Origin of the sequence: Pseudomonas sp. R2-37-08W (genome assembly GCF_003851705.1) — a bacterium.
Taxonomy (GTDB): Bacteria; Pseudomonadota; Gammaproteobacteria; order Pseudomonadales; family Pseudomonadaceae; genus Aquipseudomonas.
In genome coordinates this window covers 3,502,755-3,525,327 of record NZ_CP027728.1, presented here as the reverse complement: position 1 = coordinate 3,525,327, position 22,573 = coordinate 3,502,755, and the positions used below count along the sequence as shown (strand labels likewise).

21 protein-coding genes are annotated in these 22,573 nt (G+C 62.2%); 14 read left to right on the top strand and 7 right to left on the bottom strand.

The window, feature by feature from the left end; genetic code table 11:
- Positions 1-138 precede the first annotated feature (138 nt).
- Complete coding sequence (locus tag C4J93_RS16265) at positions 139-1,068, bottom strand: DMT family transporter (protein WP_124429918.1); 930 nt, start codon at positions 1,066-1,068, stop codon at positions 139-141.
- 92 nt (positions 1,069-1,160) lie between these two features.
- Between C4J93_RS16265 and C4J93_RS16260 the strand changes: the two genes are divergently transcribed.
- The 12 genes from C4J93_RS16260 to C4J93_RS16205 all read left to right on the top strand — a co-directional run bounded on the left by C4J93_RS16260 (position 1,161) and on the right by C4J93_RS16205 (position 12,732).
- On the top strand, positions 1,161-1,724 hold the full coding sequence (locus C4J93_RS16260) for a helix-turn-helix domain-containing protein (protein ID WP_124429917.1): 564 nt from the start codon (positions 1,161-1,163) through the stop codon (positions 1,722-1,724).
- Positions 1,725-1,910: 186 nt separating this feature from the next.
- On the top strand, positions 1,911-2,261 hold the full coding sequence (locus C4J93_RS16255) for a hypothetical protein (RefSeq protein ID WP_124429916.1): 351 nt from the start codon (positions 1,911-1,913) through the stop codon (positions 2,259-2,261).
- A 299-nt stretch (positions 2,262-2,560) separates the two neighbouring features.
- Positions 2,561-3,757 carry an SfnB family sulfur acquisition oxidoreductase gene (locus tag C4J93_RS16250; RefSeq protein WP_124429915.1) on the top strand — a complete coding sequence of 399 codons (1,197 nt, stop codon included), beginning with the start codon at positions 2,561-2,563 and terminating at the stop codon, positions 3,755-3,757.
- 12 nt (positions 3,758-3,769) lie between these two features.
- Positions 3,770-4,096: an acyl-CoA dehydrogenase gene (locus tag C4J93_RS16245; RefSeq protein WP_124367447.1), complete on the top strand. Its 327-nt coding sequence runs from the start codon at positions 3,770-3,772 to the stop codon at positions 4,094-4,096.
- Positions 4,096-5,529, top strand: a complete 1,434-nt coding sequence (locus tag C4J93_RS16240) for an LLM class flavin-dependent oxidoreductase (RefSeq protein WP_124429914.1) — start codon at positions 4,096-4,098, stop codon at positions 5,527-5,529. The genes C4J93_RS16245 and C4J93_RS16240 overlap by 1 nt, the downstream gene beginning before the upstream one ends.
- 112 nt (positions 5,530-5,641) lie before the next feature.
- A complete protein-coding gene (locus C4J93_RS16235) occupies positions 5,642-6,490 on the top strand; it encodes an AMP-binding protein (RefSeq protein ID WP_124429913.1) in 849 nt (282 codons plus the stop codon).
- Complete coding sequence (locus C4J93_RS16230; RefSeq protein WP_124429912.1) at positions 6,487-7,257, top strand: ABC transporter ATP-binding protein; 771 nt, start codon at positions 6,487-6,489, stop codon at positions 7,255-7,257. Before C4J93_RS16235 ends, C4J93_RS16230 begins: the two co-directional genes overlap by 4 nt.
- Complete coding sequence (locus C4J93_RS16225; RefSeq protein WP_124429911.1) at positions 7,257-8,138, top strand: branched-chain amino acid ABC transporter permease; 882 nt, start codon at positions 7,257-7,259, stop codon at positions 8,136-8,138. The genes C4J93_RS16230 and C4J93_RS16225 overlap by 1 nt, the downstream gene beginning before the upstream one ends.
- Before the next feature lie 4 nt (positions 8,139-8,142).
- Positions 8,143-9,192, top strand: a complete 1,050-nt coding sequence (locus C4J93_RS16220) for a branched-chain amino acid ABC transporter permease (RefSeq protein ID WP_124429910.1) — start codon at positions 8,143-8,145, stop codon at positions 9,190-9,192.
- Positions 9,193-9,213: 21 nt separating this feature from the next.
- Positions 9,214-10,554 carry an ABC transporter substrate-binding protein gene (locus tag C4J93_RS16215; RefSeq protein ID WP_124429909.1) on the top strand — a complete coding sequence of 447 codons (1,341 nt, stop codon included), beginning with the start codon at positions 9,214-9,216 and terminating at the stop codon, positions 10,552-10,554.
- Positions 10,555-10,557: 3 nt separating this feature from the next.
- Positions 10,558-11,325, top strand: coding sequence for an ABC transporter ATP-binding protein (locus C4J93_RS16210; RefSeq protein ID WP_124429908.1), 768 nt, complete (start codon positions 10,558-10,560; stop codon positions 11,323-11,325).
- Between the two features lie 12 nt (positions 11,326-11,337).
- Positions 11,338-12,732: an FAD/NAD(P)-binding protein gene (locus C4J93_RS16205; protein WP_124429907.1), complete on the top strand. Its 1,395-nt coding sequence runs from the start codon at positions 11,338-11,340 to the stop codon at positions 12,730-12,732.
- Positions 12,733-12,835: 103 nt separating this feature from the next.
- Here the strand turns inward: C4J93_RS16205 and C4J93_RS16200 are convergent, their stop codons facing one another.
- From C4J93_RS16200 to C4J93_RS16185, 4 genes are read right to left on the bottom strand one after another with little or no spacing between them, the layout of a single operon-like run.
- Positions 12,836-14,080, bottom strand: coding sequence for an efflux RND transporter periplasmic adaptor subunit (locus C4J93_RS16200; RefSeq protein ID WP_124429906.1), 1,245 nt, complete (start codon positions 14,078-14,080; stop codon positions 12,836-12,838).
- Entirely contained in the window at positions 14,070-15,548 is a 1,479-nt protein-coding gene (locus tag C4J93_RS16195) for a TolC family protein (RefSeq protein ID WP_124429905.1), read from the bottom strand. The genes C4J93_RS16200 and C4J93_RS16195 overlap by 11 nt, the downstream gene beginning before the upstream one ends.
- Positions 15,541-16,740, bottom strand: a complete 1,200-nt coding sequence (locus C4J93_RS16190; protein WP_124429904.1) for an ABC transporter permease — start codon at positions 16,738-16,740, stop codon at positions 15,541-15,543. The genes C4J93_RS16195 and C4J93_RS16190 overlap by 8 nt, the downstream gene beginning before the upstream one ends.
- Positions 16,737-17,444, bottom strand: coding sequence for an ABC transporter ATP-binding protein (locus C4J93_RS16185; protein ID WP_124367435.1), 708 nt, complete (start codon positions 17,442-17,444; stop codon positions 16,737-16,739). Before C4J93_RS16185 ends, C4J93_RS16190 begins: the two co-directional genes overlap by 4 nt.
- Before the next feature lie 352 nt (positions 17,445-17,796).
- Here C4J93_RS16185 and C4J93_RS16180 point away from each other — a divergent pair, with 352 nt between their 5' ends.
- On the top strand, positions 17,797-18,549 hold the full coding sequence (locus C4J93_RS16180; RefSeq protein WP_124367434.1) for a TetR/AcrR family transcriptional regulator: 753 nt from the start codon (positions 17,797-17,799) through the stop codon (positions 18,547-18,549).
- A 166-nt stretch (positions 18,550-18,715) separates the two neighbouring features.
- Here C4J93_RS16180 and C4J93_RS16175 read toward each other — a convergent pair whose 3' ends face one another.
- Both C4J93_RS16175 and C4J93_RS16170 read right to left on the bottom strand, forming a co-directional pair.
- Positions 18,716-19,777: an FUSC family protein gene (locus C4J93_RS16175; RefSeq protein WP_124430890.1), complete on the bottom strand. Its 1,062-nt coding sequence runs from the start codon at positions 19,775-19,777 to the stop codon at positions 18,716-18,718.
- A gap of 153 nt (positions 19,778-19,930) precedes the next feature.
- Positions 19,931-21,547: an NADP-dependent glyceraldehyde-3-phosphate dehydrogenase gene (locus tag C4J93_RS16170; RefSeq protein WP_124429903.1), complete on the bottom strand. Its 1,617-nt coding sequence runs from the start codon at positions 21,545-21,547 to the stop codon at positions 19,931-19,933.
- A gap of 138 nt (positions 21,548-21,685) precedes the next feature.
- Between C4J93_RS16170 and C4J93_RS16165 the strand changes: the two genes are divergently transcribed.
- The gene (locus C4J93_RS16165) at positions 21,686-22,567 is read left to right on the top strand and encodes a Dyp-type peroxidase (protein ID WP_124429902.1); all 882 of its coding nucleotides are present in this window, start codon (positions 21,686-21,688) and stop codon (positions 22,565-22,567) included.
- Positions 22,568-22,573 lie beyond the last annotated feature (6 nt).

The following is a 22,573-nucleotide window of genomic DNA, read 5'->3' as shown; positions in this document are numbered from 1 at the left end:
ACGTGCCGCTTTCTTGATCACCAAACGGCAAGATGTGGCAGGATCCTACAAGAGCAATAGAATACAGCTACAACGTGGACGCGGAGCGTCCAGGTCGGCGTTACCACGCGGAGCGTGGGAACGATCAATCATCCGACCTTAGCCCTGGCGCTCCTGTTCCATCTCATCCTGTGCTTCGAAAGCCTTCTGCCCCTTGGTTTTCATTTCACTCACAATCACCGCCAGCACAATCAACGCCGCCCCTACCATCGCAATCGGCGGGAATCGCTCGCCGGCAAGCCGTCCGACCACGCCCGCCCACACCGGCTCGCCGGCATAAATCAGGGTAGCCCGGGTCGGCGAAACACTCTGCTGCGCCCAGTTCATCGCCACCTGGATCACCGCGCTGGTCAAGCCCAGGCCCACCGCACTGAACAGCAACAACCATGAAAAGCCCGGCAATGCCTCGCCCATCGGCACCACCATCAGGAACGACAACAGCGACGCCGTGGCCAGTTGCACCACGGTCACCCGACGCACATCCACTTGCCCGGCATAAGCGCTGATCAGAATGATTTCGGCGGCAATCGCCACGGCGCCGATCAGCGTGGCGATTTCACCGGAGCTGAAATTCAGCGATGCTCCGGCCGGGCCGGTCAACAGCATCAACCCGGCAAACGCCAGCATGATGCCGATGCTCGGCATCAACCCTGGACGTCGGCCCAGCACCAGCCACTGCAACAACGGTACGAACGGAACATAGAGCGCGGTGATGAACGCCGACTGACTGCTCAGGATCGTTTGCAGGCCGATGGTCTGCAAGCCGTAGCCGAACAGGATCGCCACGCCGATGAACACGCCGGCCTTCAACTCGAACAGGGTCAGATCGCGCAACGTGCGCAGGGAAAAACAGCCGACCACAATGGCTGCCGCCGCAAAGCGCAGGCCGACGAAAAACATCGGCCCGCTGACGGTCATGGCATGCTGCACCAGCAAGAAGGTGCCGCCCCAGATCATGGTGATCACCACCAGGATGCATTCGGCTTTGCTGAAGCGATTGAAACGCGAAGGAGAGTTCGGGGCAGTCATGGCGGCTCGGTCTTGCAAGGGAAAGGCACGGACCGCACAATGCGCCGCACCCTGGGCAGTATACTGCGCACACCCTCCCATTGAGCAATATAGTGCACAAAGAAAATCCACACCGGGCTTCGGTCCTGCAACACGTCAGCCAGAACGTGCGTCGCCTGCGCCACGCCGCCGACCTGAGCCAGACCGCGCTTTCGGAAAAGTCCGGGGTCAGCCGGCGCATGCTGGTGGCGATCGAGGCGGGGGAGAAGAACGTCAGCCTCTCCACCCTCGACCGCGTGGCCGAAGCGTTGGATGTGGCGTTCAGCGACCTGATCCAGGCCCCGGATGCGCCCGACCACAGCCGCATCAACGAACTGGCCTGGGCGGGTGAGATCCCCGGCAGCAAGGCCGTGCTGCTCGCCAAGGCCACTGCCCGGCGCGAAGTAGAGTTGTGGGAGATGCGTCTGGAGCCGGGAGACCGCTACAGCCCCGAACCGGACCCGGAAGGCTGGAGCGTGCAGCTGTTTGTATTCGAAGGCTGCCTGACCTTGCTATTGGACGGCCAGGAGACACATGTCGTGGCTGGTGAGTTCTACATGTTTGCCAGCCGCCAGGCCCACGCTTATCGCAATGATGGCGTCATGGCAGCTCGTTTCGTACGCAACGTGGTGCTTTAGATTTAACTTTAAGACGGTTACTGCACTGTCAACTGTCAATGTTCACAGGTGTCAAGACGGTAGCAAAAGCTTATGTTGACTGGGTAGTCCTCATATAGATTCGGTGTTTTTTTACAAAACTACATGTTTTGTCTCTGCCGAGCATTCTTAGAGTTACTACATAACTAAGCATACGGAGATAGTCTAATGAACAGCATACATACTGAATCGGATAAAATGGTTCCAGCACCTTCTATCGAGCCGCTGCATAATGGTGTTATTCATTTTCAAGATATAGTGGATGGTAAGGGGGTTTTGATTATAAACCCCTACAAGGATATGGCGTCTGGGCAAACTATTAAGTGGAAAGTCTATGGGGATGGCGTGCTTTTTAGTTCTATTGATGTGACAGAAGTCAAACAGTACACTGCCAAAATGTATCCGCAGGTTTTTCGCTGTCCTGAAGTCACTGCGTTATATGTTGTGGAGTTAGATGGCGAACCATTATTTCACTCCACAAAAGTTCATTACAAAGTAATAGGCTATCCGAGCGAGTGAAAGTCGTTTGGTTTTAGGCAAGACTCCTGCTGTAGTTTTGGCATTTCCCCCATGCTGGGGTCTTCCTGCTCGTGCGTCCGCCCGTTATTCCCTGTTTTGGGATGCCTATCCTATAGCGGTCGCCAGATTTCTGGATTAACTCACACTGTTCGCTGAACAACAGAGAACAAACAGTTTGCTGATTTATTGTGCGTGGTCTTATTTTTGTAAGATTGTAACTGTTTGAATTTATTCAATATTACGTTCAGGCACGACTCCTGCAATCACTCCGTTATCCCCTCGGAGCCTGGAGTCGGCCCATGTCAGCCCACCCTCAACACCCTGCCCACATCATTCGCTCGGACGCGGAGGCCATCGAGATCGCCACGCGCCTGGCCGAACGTTTGGCCGTCGACGCCAGCGCGCGTGACCGTGACCGCCGCCTGCCCGTTGCCGAACTCGACGAGTTTTCCGCCAGCGGCCTGTGGGGCATCACCATTCCCAAAGCCTATGGCGGCGCCGGGGTGTCCTATATGACGGTGGCCGAAGTGATCAAGTTGATCTCCGCCGCCGACCCGTCCCTGGGGCAGATCCCGCAGAACCACCTGGGCGTGGTGGATATCCTTCTGCAAACCGCCACTGAGGAGCAAAAGCGCTACTACTTCGGCAAGGTGCTGGCGGGCTATCGCTTCGGCAATGCGTTTTCCGAAGCCAAGAGCAAAAACGCCGGGACCTTCGACACGCAGATTCGCGTCGACGGCGACACCGCCCGCATTGACGGCGAGAAGTTCTATTGCACCGGCGCGCTGTTTGCGCACATCGTACCGACCGTCGGCAACAACGAGCACGGGCAGGCGCTGATTGCCTTCATCGAACGCGATGCGCCCGGCCTCACGGTGATCGACAGCTGGGATGGCTTCGGCCAACGCACGACCGCCAGTGGTGGCGTAACCCTCGACGGTGTGAGCGTGCCCTCGAGTGCGGTCATCCCCGCACACCTGGCGTTTGATCAACCCACCGCCAACGGCCCGATCTCCCAGATCATCCAGGCTGCCGTCGACACCGGCATCGCCCTCGGTGCCCTCGAACACGCCAAGATCTTTGCACGCCAGGCGCGGCCGTGGATCGACAGCCAGCAGGAACACGGCTGGCAAGACCCGTTCACTATCGCCGCGATCGGCGACCTGGAGTGGCGCGTGCACGGCACCGAAGCCATTCTCGCCAAAGCCGGCAAGGCGGTGGACCAGGCGCTGGCCGAGCCGAGCGAAGACAGCGTGGCCCACGCCTCGTTGGTCGTCGCCCAAGCCAAAGTGCTGTCGGCGGAAACCGCCTTGCTCGCCAGCAGCAAGCTGTTCGAACTGGCCGGCACCCGCTCGGTGACCGGCAAGCACAACCTCGACCGCTTCTGGCGCAATGCGCGCACCCACACCCTGCACGACCCGGCCCGCTGGAAATACCACCTGATCGGCAACTTCGTGCTCAACGGCGTGAAGCCTGCGCGCCACGCCTGGAACTGAGGAACCTTACCCATGACCGCACTGAATCAGGCGCGCCAACTGCTGGAAAGTACCCGACGTTTTGTCGCAAAAAGTGATGACCCTTACGTGATCAGCCGCTTCGGTGATTTGCAGATCCGCGTCGACGTGGCCGCCGCTTTGTTTGAACGCGCCGAAACCCATCCGAGCCCGGTCGCCTTGGCCGAAGCGCAAATCGCGGCTGCCGAAGCCCTCATCGTCGCCAGTAATGCCGAATTCGAACTGACCGGCCAACGCACCGCGCTGCCACCCACACTCGATGACCCGCTGCGTTGGAAATACCAGATTGTCGGCAACTACCACCTCAACGGAGTGCTTTGATGTCCCGTGAAATCCGCTTGAATGCCTTCGACATGAACTGTGTCGGCCACCAATCCCCCGGCCTGTGGGCGCACCCGCGTGACCGCTCGTGGCAATACAAGGACCTGGAATACTGGACCGACCTGGCGAAGATCCTTGAGCGCGGCAAGTTCGACGGCCTGTTTATCGCCGACGTGCTGGGCATCTATGATGTGTACAACGGCAACGGCGACGCGGCGATCCGCCAGGCGACGCAGGTGCCGGTCAACGACCCGTTATCGCTGATCGCACCGATGGCGCTGGTCACCGAGCACTTGGGTTTCGGCCTGACGGCGTCATTGTCGTTCGAGCATCCGTATCCGTTCGCCCGCAGGCTTTCCACCCTCGATCACCTGACCAAGGGCCGCATCGGTTGGAACATCGTTACCTCCTACCTGGAAAGCGGCGCCAAGAACCTCGGCCAGAAAGCCCAGACCGAACACGATGCGCGCTACGACTATGCCGAGGAGTACTTGGAAGTTTGCTACAAACTCTGGGAAGGCAGCTGGGAAGAGGGCGCAGTGCTGCGTGACCGCGAACGCCGGATTTTCAGCGACCCCAGCAAGATCCACGAAATCCGCCACGTCGGCAAACACTTCCAGGTACCCGGCATTCACCTGTGCGAGCCGTCGCCGCAACGCACGCCAGTGCTGTACCAGGCCGGGGCATCCAGCCGTGGCAAGCAGTTTGCCGCCGAACAGGCCGAGTGCGTGTTCGTGGCCGCGCCGTCCAAGGTGCTGCTGAAAAAGACCGTGGCCGATATTCGCCGGCGCGCGACCGAGGCAGGGCGTGATCCGCGCAAAATCCTGATCTTCAACTTGCAGACGGTGATCGTCGGCGAGACTGACGCGCAGGCCAAGGCCAAGTTCGATGACTACAAGTCCTATGTCAGCTACGAAGGCGCGATGGCGCTGATCTCCGGCTGGACCGGTATCGATTTCAGCCGGTTCAGGCCCGACGAACCGCTCAAGCATGTGCATACCAACGCCATCCAGTCGGCGGTGGAAGCCTTCTCCACGGCGGACCCGAACAAGGTCTGGACGCCGAATGAACTGGCCGACTGGGTCGGCATCGGCGGCTTTGGCCCGCTGTTTGTCGGCGGGCCGCAGACGGTGGCGGACCTGCTCCAGGAATGGGTGGAAGAGACCGATGTGGACGGCTTCAACCTGGCCTATGCGCTGACCCACGAAACCTTCATCGACGCGGTGGATTTGTTGGTGCCGGAGTTGCAGAAGCGCGGTGTGTACAAGACCGAATACGCCCAGGGCACCTTGCGCGAGAAGTTGTTTGGCGAGGGGCCGAGGTTGGGCGCCAATCACCCCGGCGCCGGCTACCGTGACCTCTCTACCCTACACAAAACCAATGTGGGAGGGGGCTTGCTCCCGATAGCAGTGGGCCAGTCAAAGGTGGTTTAACTGAACCACCGCCATCGGGAGCAAGCCCCCTCCCACATTTTGTTCTTCTTTGTTTGATAGAACCCAGCCAGCGGACCACCGCACGCCCACCCCTGATAGGAGCATCACCCCTATGAGCGTGCCCGAACCCAAAGCCGCCCTGGAACGCCTGCACCACTGGGCGCAACTCACGCCGTTGCACATCGCCCTGCGCCACAAGCGCCAGGGCCAATGGCATGCCTGGCGCTGGATCGACGCGTTGCGCGACGTCGAACGCGTGGCTGACGGCTTGCGCCAGCAGGGCTTCAGCGAACAGTCGCGGCTGGCACTCAGCGGCGCATTTGAGCCGAACCTATTGTTGCTGGCGCTGGCCGCCCAGTCGGTGGGCGGGCAGGTGCTGACCCTGGCCGACAGCCTGGAGCCCCAGGCCTTGCAGCAGCAGCTGTGGCGCATTCGCCCCAGCCACGCCTACGTGCAGGGTCGCCAACCCGATTGGGAGTTCACCCAACGGTTGGACTTCGCCCAGCTGCTTGGCCCCGTAGATCCCGCGCAACGCATCAGCCGCTGGTGGCACCCCTCCGGCGAAACCCTGCTGTGGAGCGAGGAGGGCACCCACTGGCAAGGTGGCCTCGCCGTGGTGTTGGAACAATGGCTGAACAGCGGCCACGGCCTGGCCTTCCCGGAGACCCTGGCCTCGGCGCGGCGCGACCGCAGCGAAGTCGCCCCCACCGGTCTGCTGCTGTCGCCCGAACGCTTGCAGCACCTGGCCGACGACATCGAAAACCGCCTTGCCCCACGCGGCACCTGGCGTCGACGCCTGTGTGACTGGGCCATCGCCCATCCGCAAAGCGGCCTGCGCCGGTTGCTGAAGAATCGTGTGCGCACGCTGCTGGGCTTCCAGCGCCTGGGCTATATCTGGCAACCGCTTAAAGCCACTGCCGAGCCTACTTGGCTGGCCGAATTCAAACGGGACATTGCATGAGCCAGGCCATTCTCCAGGTGCGTGATATTTCGCTGTCGTTCAAAGGCGTCAAGGCCATCAACGCGTTGTCTTTCGAGGTGCGGCGCGGTGAGATCTGCGCGCTGATCGGCCCTAACGGCGCCGGCAAAAGCTCGCTGCTTAACGTGCTCAATGGTGTGTACCGCTTCGATGCCGGCGAGATCCTGTTCGAGGCGCAACGCTTGCATCGCATCGACCCGCTGGGCGCTGCGCGCAGAGGCATCGGCCGTACGTTCCAGAACAATGCGCTGTTCAAGAAAATGAGCGTGCTGGACAACCTGCTCACCGGCCTGTCGCGGCATATGCGCAGCACCTTCATCGAGCAGGCCCTCGGCTTGCCCCGCGCGCGGCGCGAAGCCGAAGCGTTCCGTGAGCGCGCCCAGGGCATCCTGGACTTCCTGGAGTTGCAAGCCCATCGCGAGGTGCTGGTGGGCAACCTGTCCTATGGCTTGCAAAAGCGCGTAGAACTGGGCCGGGCGTTGATCGCCGGGCCCAGTCTGTTGTTGCTGGATGAGCCCCTGGCCGGGATGAACGCCGAGGAAAAACAGGAAATGGCGCGCTTCGTCGCCGACGTGAACCGCGACCTGGGCACCACCGTGGTGTTGATCGAGCACGACATGGGCGTGGTGATGGGCCTGTCCGACCATGTAGTGGTGCTCGACTACGGGCGCAAGGTCGGCGACGGCACACCCGCCGAGGTGCAGGCCAACCCCGAGGTGATTGCGGCCTACCTGGGAGTGACACATTGATGACCTTCTTCTTTGAAACCCTGCTCGGCGGCCTGCTCGCCGGCACCTTGTATTCGCTGGTCGCCATCGGTTTTGTGTTGATCTACAAGGCCAGTGGCGTGTTCAACTTTGCCCAGGGCGCGATGCTGCTGTTTGCCGCGCTGACATTCGTCAGCCTGCATGACCAGGGCGTGCCGTTTGCCTTGGCGTTGCTGCTGGCGGTGATCGTGATGATCGTCGGCGCCTTGCTCATCGAACGCCTGGTGCTGCGGCCGCTGGTGAACCGTTCGCAGATCACCCTGTTCATGGCCACCCTCGGCCTTTCGTTCATCATCGAGGGCCTGGCGCAAGGCTTGATGGGCTCGCAGGTGCGCGCGCTGGACCTGGGCATCGATGATGTGCCGCTGTTCGTCGGCCCGCTGATGCTCAGCCAGTTCGACCTGATCGCTGCGGCCACTGCCGTGGTGCTGGTGACGCTGCTCGCGCTGCTGTTCAACAAGACCCGTATCGGTGTGTCGTTGCGCGCGGTGGCGGATGACACCACGGCGGCGCTGTCCATTGGCATTAACCTCAACCGCATCTGGCAGATCGTCTGGGCAGTGGCCGGCATTGTCGGGCTGGTGGCCGGGCTGTTGTGGGGCGCGCGCCAGGGCGTGCAGTTCTCCTTGTCGCTGGTGGTGCTCAAGGCCTTGCCAGTGTTGATCATCGGCGGCTTCACCTCGATTGGCGGGGCGATTGTCGGCGGGCTGATTGTCGGCGCGGCGGAGAACCTCGCCGAGGTGTATATCGGCCCGTGGATCGGCGGCGGCATCACGCCGTGGTTCGCTTATGTCGTGGCCCTGGCCTTCCTGTATATCCGTCCCGCCGGCCTGTTTGGCGAGCGCGCTATCGAGCGAGTCTGAAGCCATGTCGACCTCTGTTGCACAACCCACCGCGCCGCTGCTGCTGGTGCCGCGTCGCTTGCCCTGGGGCCTGTTCGCCTGGCTGGCGCTGGCGTTTATCGCGGTACCGCTGTGGGGCGATGATTATTGGCTCAATGCGATTCTGGTGCCCTTCCTGGTGCTGTCGCTGGCCGGGTTGGGCCTGAACCTGCTCACCGGTTACACCGGGCAGACATCGGTCGGCGCGGCGGGCTTCATGGCGGTCGGGGCTTTCGCCACCTATGGTTTTTTACTGCGCCTGCCGGAGTTGGGCTTGCCGCTGGCGTTGCTCGGCGGCGGGATTATCAGCGCGCTGGTGGGCCTGTTGTTCGGCTTGCCCAGCTCGCGGATCAAGGGTTTCTACCTGATGGTGACGACGCTGGCGGCGCAGTTTTTCCTTGAATGGCTATTCGTCAAATTCCCCTGGTTCTACAACTATGGCTCCTCCGGGACGATTTCCGCCCCGCAGCTGACGCTGTTCGGCCACGACCTCAATACCCCGTTGGGCCGCTACTGGCTGACCCTGGTCACGGTGCTGCTGTTGACCTGGACCGCCGTCAACCTGGTGCGCAGCCAGGTAGGGCGCAATTGGATGGCGATCCGCGACATGGACACCGCCGCTGCCGTGGTCGGCATCCCGGTGGTGCGCTACAAGCGCCTGGCGTTTGCGGTCAGCTCGTTTTACTTAGGCGTAGCCGGTGCGCTGTGGGCCTTCGCCTACCTGGGCACGGCCAGCGCCAGCAGTTTTGATATCAACCGTTCGTTCCAGATCCTGTTCATCATCATTATCGGTGGCATGGGCAGCATCGCAGGCAACTTCGTCGGCGCGGCCTTTATCAGCTTGCTGCCGATCCTGCTCAGCCACGTCGGGCAGGCGCTGTTCGGCGGCGCGGTGGATGCGGGGCAGTTGCAGAACCTGCAGAAAATCATCTTTGGCGTGTTGATCATCGTGTTCCTGATCAAGGAACCCGAGGGCCTGATTCGCCTGTTGCACAACCTGCGTGAGCGTCTGCGGCACTGGCCGCTGCGCTTCTAACCCTCCCTCAAGAGAATCTCCATGCGTGCATCCCTGAAACGTTCCCTGGTCGGCACCGCATTCGCGCTGGCGGCCTTGGCTGGCGCCGTGCCCCAGGCCTGGGCTTCGCCCGACCAGCAATTCATTCCCCTGGCCACCTACCGGGTCGGCGCCTATGCCTCCAGCGGCGTGCAGGTGTGGGCCGGGATGATCGACTACCTGCGCTATATCAATGAAGTCGAAGGCGGCATCAACGGCGTGAAGCTGGTGTGGCAGGAGTGCGAGACCGAATGGACGGCGGAGAAGGGCATCGAGTGCTACGAGCGCTTCAAGAATGGCCTGGACGGCGCGCCGGTCGCGGTGTACCAGCCCAACGGCGCGCCGGCGGCCTACGCCCTCAGCGAACGGGCGGAAGTGGACAAGATCCCGCTGATCACCTTGGGTTACGGGCGCACCGAAGCCACCGACGGCACGGTGTTTCCCTACAACTTTCCGGTGATGCTGACCTTCTACAGCGAGGCCTCGACCCTGGTGAACTACATCGCCGAGCGCGAAGGCGGCTTCGACAAACTCAAGGGCAAGAAGATCGCCACGGTCTATCACGACTCGGCCTACGGTCGCGAAACCCTCGGCCCATTGAAGCTGCTTGCCGAAAAGTACGGCTTTGAAAATATCCAGATCCCGGTGGCCGACCCCGGCAACGAGCAGTCGGCGCAGTGGCGTCAGGTCCGCCAGGCCGATCCGGACTGGGTATTCCTGCGCACCTGGGGCGTGTCGACCCCGGTGGCGGTGAAGACGGCGGCGCGCTTCGGCTTCCCGGTCGACCATATCATCGGCGATATCTGGGCCAGTTCCAGCGAAGACGTGCTGCCCGCCGGTGTTGCCGCCAAAGGCTACCTGGCGCTCACGCCGTACCCGGCAGGCAGCGACTTCGAGATCCACAAACGCCTCAAGCAATACGTCCTCGACAAGGGCCACAGCGACCTCAAGGACCTGAAAAACTTCGGCAGCGTGTACTACAACTCAGGCCTGGTGAATGCCGCCGTGGCGGTGGAGGCGATCCGCACGGGCCAGGCCCGCTTCGGCAAGCGCCCGCTCAATGGCGAAGAGGGTCGCTGGGGCCTGGAACACCTGAATATCGACGATGCGCGCCTCAAAGACATGGGCTACCTGGGCCTGATGCAGAACCTCAAGCTGTCCTGCCGCGACCACGAGGGCGGCGGCTCGGCGCGGGTGCAGCAGTGGGACGGTGCCAACTGGGCGCTGATCAGCGACTGGATCGCCGCTGACCGTGCGCTGTTGCGTCCGCTGATCGATGAAAAATCCGCTGCGTTCGCCAAGGAAAAACATCTGACGCCACGCACCTGCACCGGGGATGAATAAACCATGAACCAGCCTGCCATCGAGCCAGGGCGCCCGGCGTTGCTGACGGTCGACGACATCGAGGTGATCTATGACGGTGCGATCCTGGCGGTGGCCGGGGTGTCGCTGAGTGTGCCCAAGGGCGCCATCGTTGCGTTGCTCGGCGCCAATGGCGCCGGCAAGAGCACCACCCTCAAGGCCATTTCCGGGTTGGTGCGGGCCGAGCGCGCCGAAGTCAGCCGTGGCCGCATCGAATACGCCGGCCGCGACTTGGCGGGTGTGGACCCCAGCCAGCGCGTGCGCCAGGGCATGGTGCATGTGCTGGAAGGCCGTCATGTGTTCGGCCAGCTCACGGTGGAAGACAACCTGCGCAGCGGCGGCTTCGTGCGGCGCTTGAGTCGCAAGGAGCTGGCCAGCGACCTGGAGCGCATCTACACCTGGTTCCCCAGGCTCAAGACCAAGCGCCACACCCGCGCCGGGCTGACCTCCGGGGGCGAGCAGCAGATGGTCGCCATTGGCCGGGCGTTGATGACCCGTCCTGCGTTGGTGCTGCTCGACGAGCCATCGATGGGGTTGGCACCGATGATCGTGCAGGAGATCTTCGCGATCATTGCCCAGCTCAACCGCGACGAGCAGGTGAGCTTTCTGATCGCCGAGCAGAATATCAACGTCGCGCTCACCTATGCGTCCCAGGGCTACGTGCTGGATACTGGGCGAGTGGTGCTGAGTGGCAGTGCCGCCGAGCTGTTGGCACGGGGTGATTTGCATGACATTTATCTGGGTAAACGCTAAGGGCGAACGTGCATGAGTGAATCGATCCGCAACGCTGATGTACTGATCGTCGGCGGCGGCCTGAGCGGCACGATGCTGGCGGTGCAGTTGCTGCGCCTGCCAGGCCGGCGGCGCATCCTGGTGATTGAGCCGCGCGCGGAACTGGGGCGGGGCGAGGCCTACAGTGCGGTCGAGCTGGGCCACACCTTGAACGGCAATGCGGCGCGCATGAGTGTCGACCCGGACAATGCCGATGACCTGACCCAATGGCTCACCGCCTACATTGGCGTCGGGGGGTGGCCGGAATCGGCCCAACAGCCTGTGCCCATCAGCGAACTGTTCCCGCCACGCGGGATTTTTGGTCTGTACGCGCAGCAGCGCCTGGCTGAGGCCAAGGCGCTGTCGGCTTCCACGGTCGAGCATGTCCGTGCAGAGGTGGTCGACTTACAGGTTGAGGCTGCCGGCACCTTGGTGTCCCTGGATAACGGCGAACGCCTGCGTGGCACCTTTGCGGTATTGGCCACCGGCATGTTCCCGGCGGCCCGCACGCCGCAGACCGAATCCAGCGGACTGAACGCTGCGGCGCTGGACCCGTGGGACGTACAGGCCATGACCCAGCTCGACCCGCATGCGACCGTGCTGATCATCGGCTCCGGGCTGACCATGGTGGATGCCGTGGTGTCCCTGGAACACGCCGGGCACCGTGGGCCGATCGAGGTGTTCTCGCGCCATGGTCTGTTGCCCCATGTGCGCCGCCAGCCGCCGGGCTGGGACGACTTTCTTGGCGCTGATTACGGGCTGCGCAGCCCTCGGCAACTGGTGCGTGAGGTGCGGCGGCAATGCCACATCGCGCTTGAGCAGGACGTCGATTGGCAGGCGCCGCTGGACACGGTGCGGGTGCACATCGCAAGGCTGTGGAGCCAGGCCAGCGACCGCGAGAAACGCCAGTTCGTGCGGCATGTGCGGCCGTGGTGGGAAAGCCATCACCACCGTTCGCCGCCGTTGAGTGCGCAGTTGGTGGAACGCTTGCATGCAGAAGGACGCCTGCAGATTCACGCGGCGTCGTTCAAGGGGCTGGTGCCTTCGGCCAGCGGTGTGGCGATTCGCCTGCGCCATCGCGGTGAGCAGGCGCTCACCCAGGTACACGGAGCGGCGCTGATCAACTCCAGCGGCATCGAATACGACTGGCGCCGCGTGGCCCGGCCGTTGCCGCAACAACTGCTCAAGCGCGGGTTGATCCAGCCGGGGCCGTTGGCGCTGGGGATTGCGGCGGACACTTCTGGCGCGGTACTGGATGCCCAGGGCCAGGTGAGTGAGCGGCTGTTCGCCATGGGCCCGCCGTTGCGCGGGATGTGGTGGGAGAGTACGGCGGTGACCGATGTGGCGATTCAGGCCAAAGCGCTGGCCGCCAGGCTCACACAAATTTAAATGTGGGAGGGGGCTTGCTCCCGATGGCGGAGGGTCAGTTAAAGCATGTGTGACTGATTCACCGCTATCGGGAGCAAGCCCCCTCCCACATTTGGATCTGCGTTTATCTTGAGGTCTTTACCAGTCCAGGCTTCAGGCCAAACACTTCAACGCCCTGGGGCGTCGATTGCCCGGTCGTCACCTTCACCCGCTCCACCGGTTTATCCATCGCCTCGCGGTATTCCACGGTCATGTCCGCCTGGATCGCCTCGCTCGGCACCACAATCGCCTGCGCATTGTTGTAAGTCACAATGGTCAACCGGGCGCTCATCCCCAGCCGCACTCGCTGCAATTGCTGCGGCGTGAGCCTGGGGATCGACAAGGTCACCGCAAACTGCGCGCTGCCCTGGCTGTCGTTGGCGATCGCCAGGCCACTGACCACGCTTACCGAACCCGTCAGGCGCTCACCGTCAAACCCATCGCCCATGACTTCCACCGCTTGCCCTTGATGCAGTTGGTTGATGTCCAGTTCAGAGACCTTGGCGACGATTTTCAAGCGTTCAATATTGGCCAGGCCGAACAGCACCTGGCCCTGGCTGACCTTGCTGCCGGCTTGTACCGGTGCGGTGTTAGTGCTGCCGCCCTGGGACGTGGTGCTGTTGCCGGGCGCGGGCACCACGATGCCAGAGAAGGGCGCTTTGACCTCCTTGCCTTCAAGCAGGGTGTGCAGGGCGTCATATTTGACCGTGGCGTTGGTCAGCTCCATATCGGCGATCTGCCGGTATACGCCCTTGCCTTGCTCCAGTGCTTGCTGCAGTTCACTGCGCGCCGCTGTCAGGTCCAGCTGTTGCTGCTGGGTCTGTTGCTTGAGGTCGTCGAGCTCGTTGCGCGGGATGATGCCGCGCTTGAACAGGTTTTCGCTTTCAGTGAGTTTGCGCTGGGTATTGCCGGCGGTCATTTCTGCGGTGCGCAGGCTGCGCCGGGCACGGCTGACGGCGGCGCTGCTGTCCCAGTCCTGCATTTCCTGCACGGTGCGCCGGGCCTTGAGCTGGGCGGAGAGGGCTTCGCGCATTTGCACTTCGAGGGTGGCCGGGTCCATGCGCAACAGCACTTGGCCGGCCTCGACGCGTTGGCCTTGCTCGACCAGGTTGGCCAAGACATTGCCGTCGAACGGCGCGGTGAGCGTAACGGTGGTGTCGGGCTCGATCTTGCCCACCAGGCCGATCTGGTGCACCAGCGGGTCGGGCTTCACTGCCAGCCATTGCTCACGGGTGGCCGGCCCTTCGGCCGGGCTGCGCAAGGTCAGCCCCACCGCTGCCAGCAGCACGATCAACCCAGCACCCAGCAGGCGTTTGCGATTAGTAGTCATTGAGGGCGATTTCCCAGCTTTCCAGGGTCATGCCCAGCGTCAAGTCAAGCTGGGTCTGAGCGTTCAAATAAGCGATCAGCGCATTGAGGCGCGCGTTTTCGGCGTTGCGCAGGTCAGTCTCGAAGCTCAGCACCTGAAAGTTGGTGGAGCGCCCGGCGCTGAGTTTTTCCCGTTCGATCTCGATCTTGCGCCGCGACAGCTCCACGGCGCGCTGGGAGATTTCATATTGGCGCCAGCGGGTGCCGAGGTCGCGCACCACGTCGTTGACGTTGCGTTCCAGTTCCTGGCGGGCGTCGGTGATGCGGATTTCCTGGTCCTCGACATTCACCCGCGCGCGTACTTCTGCCTGGCGCGTGCTGATGTCACCGATGGGGATCTGCACCTGTACCCCGGCGTAGCTGTCCCAAGTGCGGTTATTGGTACGACCGTTATCGTTATCGTAGGCGTCGCGCACCTGGTTCGCACCGGCCACCAGGTCAACTTGCCAACGCCCGGAGTCCTTGGCGATCACCAGGTTCAGGTCGGCTTGCTGGCTGCCCAGCAGGGCGGCGAGGTATTCCGGTTGCTGGGTTTGCGCGAGGTTGAACGCCTGGCGCCTGTCGATTTCCATGGGCCTGGCCTCCAGGGCTTCGGTGGCGCGAATCGGCGTGGACAGGTCCAGGGCCAGCAGGCGCAGCAGGGCCAGGCGACTGGTATCGAGTTGGTTCTGCGCTTCTTCGACGCCCAATTGCTGGGTGGCGATGTCGGCTTCGGTCTGCACGATCTCGAACTCGGCCATGCGCCCGGCGCTGATCAATGCCTTGTTCACCTCCAGCAGGGTGTTGGAACGCTTGAGCGCATCCTGGACGATCACCTGTTGTTCCTGGGCCCGCAGCAGCTCGCGGTAGGTCGCGATGATCTGGCTGATGGTTTGCGCCACGGTGGCTTTGAGATTGAGACGGTTGGCCTGCTCCGCCAAGCGCGACAGGCGTAGCGGCGCCGTGGTGGCGTCCCAGCCGGCGCCGCGCATCAGCGGCTGGATGACGGCCAGGTCAAGGCCGTCGCTGCGGTAACGACCGGCACGGTCGGCGTTGTTCAATTGCTGGGTCCAGGCCATGCTCAAACGGGTGCCGTATTCGCCGAGCAGGCTGGTGGACGGTGCGAGGTTGGCGTTGCGCGCGCTGTCCTGGGAACCGCGTGTGCCACGGTAATAACTGTTGAGAGTGAGCTTGGGGTTGAACACGTCTTCGGCGACCCGCAGGTCGAACTTCTGCGCAACCCGCTGCAGGTAAGCGCTGCGGATCGCCGGGTTTTTGCGCAGGCCCAGGTACACGGCGTCGCCCAGAGTCAAGGTCGTCACCTGGGCGTTCAGCGATATGCCGCGGTCATAGCCGCTGCGGGTGCTGCTGGGCGCCGAGGGTTTGACGACCACGTCGGCCGCCATGCCGGGCAGGCTGACCAGCGCCAGCAGCAATAGCCCTTTATTCATCGCGCAAGGCCTCCACCGGTTGCAACCGTGAGGCCGAGACCGCCGGGTAGATGCCAAAGAACAGACCCACCAGCAACGTACTGCCGACGCCCAGGGGCAGGGCGGCCACCGCCAGGGAAAATGCCCAGCCCGACAGCCACGCGTAGAACCAGGCGGCGGTCATGCCCAGTACCGCGCCGCACAACGCGCCAACGGCGGTCAAGCTGACGGCTTCGAGCAGGAACAGGTTACGGATATCCCGCTGGCGCGCGCCCAGGGCCATGCGTATGCCGATCTCACGGCGCCGCTCAGATACGTTCATCAGCATCACATTCATCACCCCGACACCGCCGCCCACCAGCGAAATCGCGCCGAGGGCCAACAGCAGATAGGCGAAGGTGCGGCTTTGGCGGGTCATGCCATCGATCATTTGCTGGGGCACGGTGATGTCGACCGTGTGCTCGGTCAATTGCGGTTGCAGCGCGGCGGCGGCTTCCCGCGCCACACGTTCCATGTCTTGTCCAGGCTGGGCGCGGATGATCACATTGTTGATCTGCGGGCTGGCGAGGATACGCCGCATGCCCTCGACGGGAATGAACAGCGATTCATTGGCTTGTACCGGCATCAGCATCGCGCGGGGCTGGTTGTGCAGGATGCCGATGATCAGGAACAGGTAGTCGTTGATGCGCACGCGGTCGCCCAGTTTGAGCGGCTCACCGGGTGCGCCGAGCGCCTGGGCGACCTGGTCACCGATCACCCCATAGGTTTCATTGGCATCGAAGGCGGACAGGAAACGCCCCTCGCGCAGCGCCAGGCGCATGGCGGCCTGCACATCCGCGGTGCTGCCGACGAAGTTGGCATTGGCGCTGCGGCCATGGAACACGATGGGCCCGCTGAACAGGCTGAGCGCGCCGATATGGGCGATGCCCGGCACAGCCTGGCGCACCGGTTCCAGGTCAATCTGGCTGCGCATCGCTACGTTGCTGGTGCCTTTGGGCGGGAACTGGACGACCAGGGTGTCGGTGCCCATGTCCTTGAAAATCATCGCGGCGTCGGTCGCGGCGTTATGGCCGATATTGATCAACGCCACCACCGATGAACTGCCGATCACGATACCCAGCAGGGCCAGCACCGAGCGTTTGCCCAGGGTGCGCAGGCTGATGAACGCTTCATGCAGCAGTTGGCTCAGGCTCTGCTCGACCCGCAGGCTCATCGGCGCTGGTCCTCGTGCACCACGCCGTTGCGCACCCGGATCTTGCGCTCCAGCCGCTCGGCGATCTGCGCGTCGTGGGTGACGATGATCAGCGTTACCTGTTGCTCGCGATTGAGGGTGAGGAGCAGGTCCATGATGTCTTGGGCGGTGCTGCTGTCGAGGTTGCCGGTGGGTTCGTCGGCGAGGATGACCGAGGGCTTGCCGACCAGCGCCCGCGCGATGGCGACGCGCTGGCGTTGACCACCGGAGAGGTCGGCGGGACGATGGTGGGCGCGCTCGGCCAGGCCGACTTGCTCGAGCATGCGCAAGGCCTGCTCCACCGATTCATGGCGAGATACGCCACGATAACTGAGGGGGAGTGCGACGTTGTCGAGGGCGCTGAGGCGCGGCAGCAGGTTGAAGCTCTGGAATACGAAACCGATCTGCTGGTTACGGATCGCCGCCAGTTCATCCGCCGTGGCGTTGAAAATGTCATGGCCGGCGAAGTGGTACTGGCCACAGTTGGGCAAGTCCAACAGGCCGAGGATATTGAGCAGGGTGCTTTTGCCGGAGCCGGATGCGCCGAGGATGCCGCAGCTGTCACCGCTGGCGATGGACAGGCACACGTCATTCAGAATCGACAGCTGTTGCCCGGCAAGCTGATAGCTTTTGCCGATGCCTTGCAGGGAAATCAAGCTGGGGTGCGCGGGGGTCTCGGTCATCATGACTACGCCTGCAGTCTCGACGGTCTTGGGTGGCCCTGCAAATCGTTGTAACAAGTTTGCGGGGCTGCCGATGCCGTCACCGACTAGTTTAATTTCTTGTTTTTAAAAAATTGTTTGAATAGTAACCGCGTTCAATCCGCTTCGCCAGCTGTGGATGTAGAGCGGTTTGTTGCGTTGAGACGACGTCTGCGCAGGCCTCGCGAAGGGTTGAAAATCCGTTGGCGGCCATGAATATTCTCGCATGCAAGGCTTTTGCTCATATGGCACCGTGTCATTACTTGCTTTCGAACGAAGGCCCCGGTATAAAAAATCAAATTATTTTTTAAAACAATATTTCCCCCGTGGAACCCTTATGGCCGCGAAGAAGCTCAGCGCTCCAAACATTACCAAGACTCGACTGCTGGATGCGACAGAGGCGCTCTTTATTAAGTACGGATATGACGCGGTTTTATTACGGCAGATTACCGAGCGCGCCCAGGTCAACCTGGCTGCGGTGAACTATCACTTCGGGGACAAGGACTCCCTGATGAAAACCCTGCTGATGCAGCGCCTGGAGCCGCTCAACGAGCAGCGCCTGGAATTGCTGGCGCGTTGCGAGGCCGAATCCGATGGCCCGCTGGACTGCGACACGCTGCTCGGCGTGCTGTTCGCCCCGGCCATGGGCCTGGAACGCAGCGATCCAGCCAGTGGGGAAGGGCGTTCCTTCATCCGTTTTCTCGGTCGGGTGTACAGCGACACCTCGCCGTTTATCCAGGAATACCTCAAGGTGCATTACCAGCCGGTGTTCCAGCGTTTCTTCGAGGCGTTCGCCCTGGCATTGCCGGATTTGCCACGCAATGAACTGGGCGTGCGCCTGCAATTTGCGCTCAAGGCGATTTCCGGGGTGATGGCCGGCACTGAATTGCGCCTGCTGATGAACTCCATGAGTCTCGGGCGCCCGGCGACGGATGCCGAAGTGATGGCTAAGCTGATTACGCTGGTGTCGGCGGCCATTCGTGTGCCGCAGCAGAGCGCTGAGGCCGAAACGGCCTTGGCCAAAGTGCTGGAGACCCAGCGGGCAATTCGTGAGCAGGCAACAACGCCTGCCGGCAAGGTTGCGCGCTAGGTCAAATCCAGGGCAAAAAAAAGCCCGCTGGGGCGGCGGGCTTGATATGCAACGTTTGTAACGGATGAGGCTTCACACTACGTCTCGGCTTGTGAATAAAACGTGAAAAATATGTAAGAGAAAGTGTGAATACGTTAATGCGAGCAAATTTACCCAACGGCCTTCTCTAGATTTTCCAGCGAGGGGCACTTTTCGCCAGCCGCTGGCGCATCTGATCCACGTTATCCGCCAGTTGTACGGTCAACAATCGATAACCATCCAGCGCACTGTATACGGGTGCATCCAGTGTGGTTTGGGTGCCGCTGGCGGTATGGGGGCGTTGCAGACGCTCCGTAACTCCCGATTTCAACGCCCGTGCCATTCCCACCAACTGCACCCGAATCTGCCGATGCTCGGCCTTGAGCACCACGCGCATCCGTGCGGTAGCTTGCTCATCACGCGGGTCCGGTCGGGTATTGCCAAGAATCTCCAGGGTGCTGATGCACATGCGCAGGTGCCGCTGGAGTTTATCCAGCTCGGTCATGGAAATTCGCACTTCCTTGGACACCGACGGCATCAGCGAGCGCAGTTGCAGCATGGCCGCGTTCAAGCGGTTGAGGAGTTTGAGGTGTTCGTCATCGGTAACCGATTGGCCATTGATGATCCGGCTGTAGATCGCTGCACAATCGCGCAAGGCACTGGCCAGGTTGTAGCGCCACGAGTACACCGCGTACAGCGGCAGGGCGAAGGAAAACGCCAGGGCCAGCGCGATGCCGATCAGGATGTCGACGGTGCGCCACAAACCATCCGAGATCGGGTTGTCGCCGTGCCCGGCCACGATAAACACCGTGATCGCCGACAGCAGCGCGATATAGCCGCCCTTGCCGATGGCGTGGTAGGAAAAGAACCCACACACCGCCGACATCAATAAGTAGGTGAGCAGCGGCATACCCAGCCAGGCATGTTGCACCACCACCAACAAGCCGACGCTGGCCCCAATCAACGTGCCGTAGGCGCGTTCCACGGCTTTCTTGCCGATATTGCCGTGGTGCTGCAACCCGCCGATCACAATCAGCATGGTCACCGACGCCCACTCACCATGGGGCAGGTTGATGCCGGTGGTCAGCAGGATCGTCGCCAGCAAGCCGATGGACACGCGTACCGCGTGGATCAGCTTGGCATGGCGATAGCGGCGGTACGGGTCGAGCACAGGGCGCAGCAGGCGCCGGGCGAGCATAGGCAGGTTCATCGGTAGTAAAGGGGCCTCATCCATCAGGGTAAACTCGGTCAAACAATGTGGGAGGGGGCTTGCCCCCGATGACGGTGTGTCAGCTAACAGACTCTTTACTGATCCACCGCCATCGGGGGCAAGCCCCCTCCCACATTCAGATCGGCGTTGTGCTTAGAAAATGTAGTCGGTGCTGATAAAGCTCGAGTCACGGTTGCGCAGGATATCGCTGAGCAACGCCTTGTTGCTCTCCTGGAACTTGGTCGCGACCAAGGTGCGGATCGAGAACACGCGCAATGCGTCATGTACCGACAACGTGCCCTCGGCCGAGTTCTTGCGCCCGTTGAAGGGGAAGGTGTCCGGCCCGCGTTGGCACTGAGCGTTGATATTGATCCGGCCGACCTGGTTGGCGAAGGTATCCACCAGGCGTCCGACTTCGACGGGGTTGGTACCGAAAATGCTCAGCTGCTGGCCGAAATCCGAGTCCAGCACGTAGTCGATCACGGTATCCAGGTCACGGTAGGGCACGATCGGCACGACGGGGCCGAATTGTTCTTCGTGGTACACGCGCATCTGCGGGCTCACCGGGTATAGCACCGCCGGGTAGAAGAACGACCCGCGGCTGCTGCCACCTTCGGCGTTGACAACCTTGGCGCCGTGCCGCTCCGCATCGGCCACCAGTTCGTTGAGATAATCCACCTTGCCCACTTCTGGCAGCGGCGTCAGCGCTACGCCATCGTCCCAAGGCATACCGGGCTTGAGCGTCGCTAGCTTGGCGTTGAACTTCTCGATAAAGCTATCGACCACATCCGCGTGCACAAACAGGATTTTCAACGCGGTGCAGCGTTGGCCGTTGAACGACAGCGAGCCGGTGAGCGCTTCGCTGACCGCGTTATCAAGGTCGACCTCGGGCAGCACGATGCCGGGGTTTTTCGCATCCAGGCCCAATGCGGCGCGCAGGCGGTGGGGTTTTGGATGCAGTTTTTTCAGGTCGCTGGCGGCCTTATTGGTGCCGATGAAGGCAAAGATATCGATCTTGCCGCTGGCCATCAGCGCGCTGACGGTTTCGCGGCCGCTGCCGTAGATCACGTTGATCACCCCGGCCGGGAAGCTGTCGCGGAACGCTTCCAGCAACGGGCGTATCAACAGCACGCCGAGCTTGGCCGGCTTGAACACCACGGTATTGCCCATGATCAGCGCCGGGATCAGCGTGGTGAAGGTCTCGTTGAGCGGGTAGTTATAAGGCCCCATGCACAGCGCCACGCCCAGCGGTACGCGGCGGATTTGCCCCAGGGTGTCCTGTTCCAGTTCGAAGCGGCTGCTGCGCCGGTCGAGTTCCTTGAGGGCGTTGATGGTGTCGGTGATGTAGTCACAGGTGCGGTCGAACTCTTTCTGCGAGTCCTTGAGGTTCTTGCCGATCTCCCACATCAGCAGCTTGACCACCGCGTCGCGCTGTTCGCGCATGCGCCGCAAAAAGGCTTCCACATGCTGGATGCGCTCGGCCACGCGCAGGGTCGGCCATTCACCCTGGCCCCGGTCATATGCGCGCACGGCAGCGTCGAGGGCGGTAAGGGCGGTCTCGGCATCCAGCAGCGGGGTGCTGCCGATGTGCACGCGTTCATCGCCAAGTTGCACCGGGCTTTGGATGCGGGCCAACGGGCCATTCCACACCCGCAACTGGCCGTCGACCAGGTAATCACGCTGTTCAAACGGCGCGCCCAGGCGAAACGCCTCGGGAATGTCGGCGGTGGAGGCGGGAAACAACTGGGCGAGCAGGTTACTGGTGGTCATGGCGCTACCCCTGGAATAGTTGCAAAACATGACTAGAGAGTCACCCATACCGAGGCTCTGTGGCAAGGCTTGCGCGCTTTCCCCTGCGCATTCCGGGTGCTTCGGGATAAACTGCGCGGCTTTCTTGAAGGAGTTCACATGAGTCAGTACCAGCCGGGCATTCTTGCCGCACCGGTGCCGTTGCAGGCACGCCATCTGTTTTTTGCCATTGAGTCACCGCAGGCCTTGCCCGCTGCGCTGGACGCACTGGTGCAGTTGACGGATTCCGCGGCGGTGGTCGGTTTCGGTGAGCCGCTGGTACACGCATTGGGTACACGCATCGAAGGCTTGCGTAACTTCCCGGCCCTCAGCGGCCCGGGCGCGCATAACCCCTCCACCCAGCAGGCCCTGTGGGTATGGCTGCATGGCGTGGACCGGGGAGAATTGTTGCTGCGCGCCCGCGCGTTCGAAAAAGCCATGGCGCCGGCGTTGCGCCTGGTACAAATGACCGAAGGCTTTCGCTACAAGACCGGTTTCGACCTGACCGACTACGAAGACGGCACTGAGAACCCTCACGACGACGCGGCCGTTGAAGCGGCCCTGACGGACAGCGGCGCCAGCTTCGCCGCTATCCAGCAATGGCAGCACGACCTCGACGGTTTCGCCGCGCTACCGGCCCAGGAGCGCGACCACATCATCGGCCGCCGCCATGGCGACAACGAAGAGCTCGACGACGCCCCCGAATTTGCCCACACCAAGCGCACCGCCCAGGAAAGCTTCACCCCGGAGGCCTTCGTGGTGCGTCGGTCGATGCCATGGGCCGAGAACGGCCAGGCGGGGCTGATGTTTCTCGCGTTCGGGCATTCCTTCGATGCATTCGAAGCGCAACTGCGCCGCATGAGTGGCCTGGAAGACGGGATTGTCGATGGCTTGTATCGCATCAGCACACCGTTGACCGGTGGCTACTACTGGTGCCCGCCGTTGAAACAGGGGCATTTGGACCTGAGCGCGATTACCCCGGCTACGCCGATCCACAGGTGACAGCTT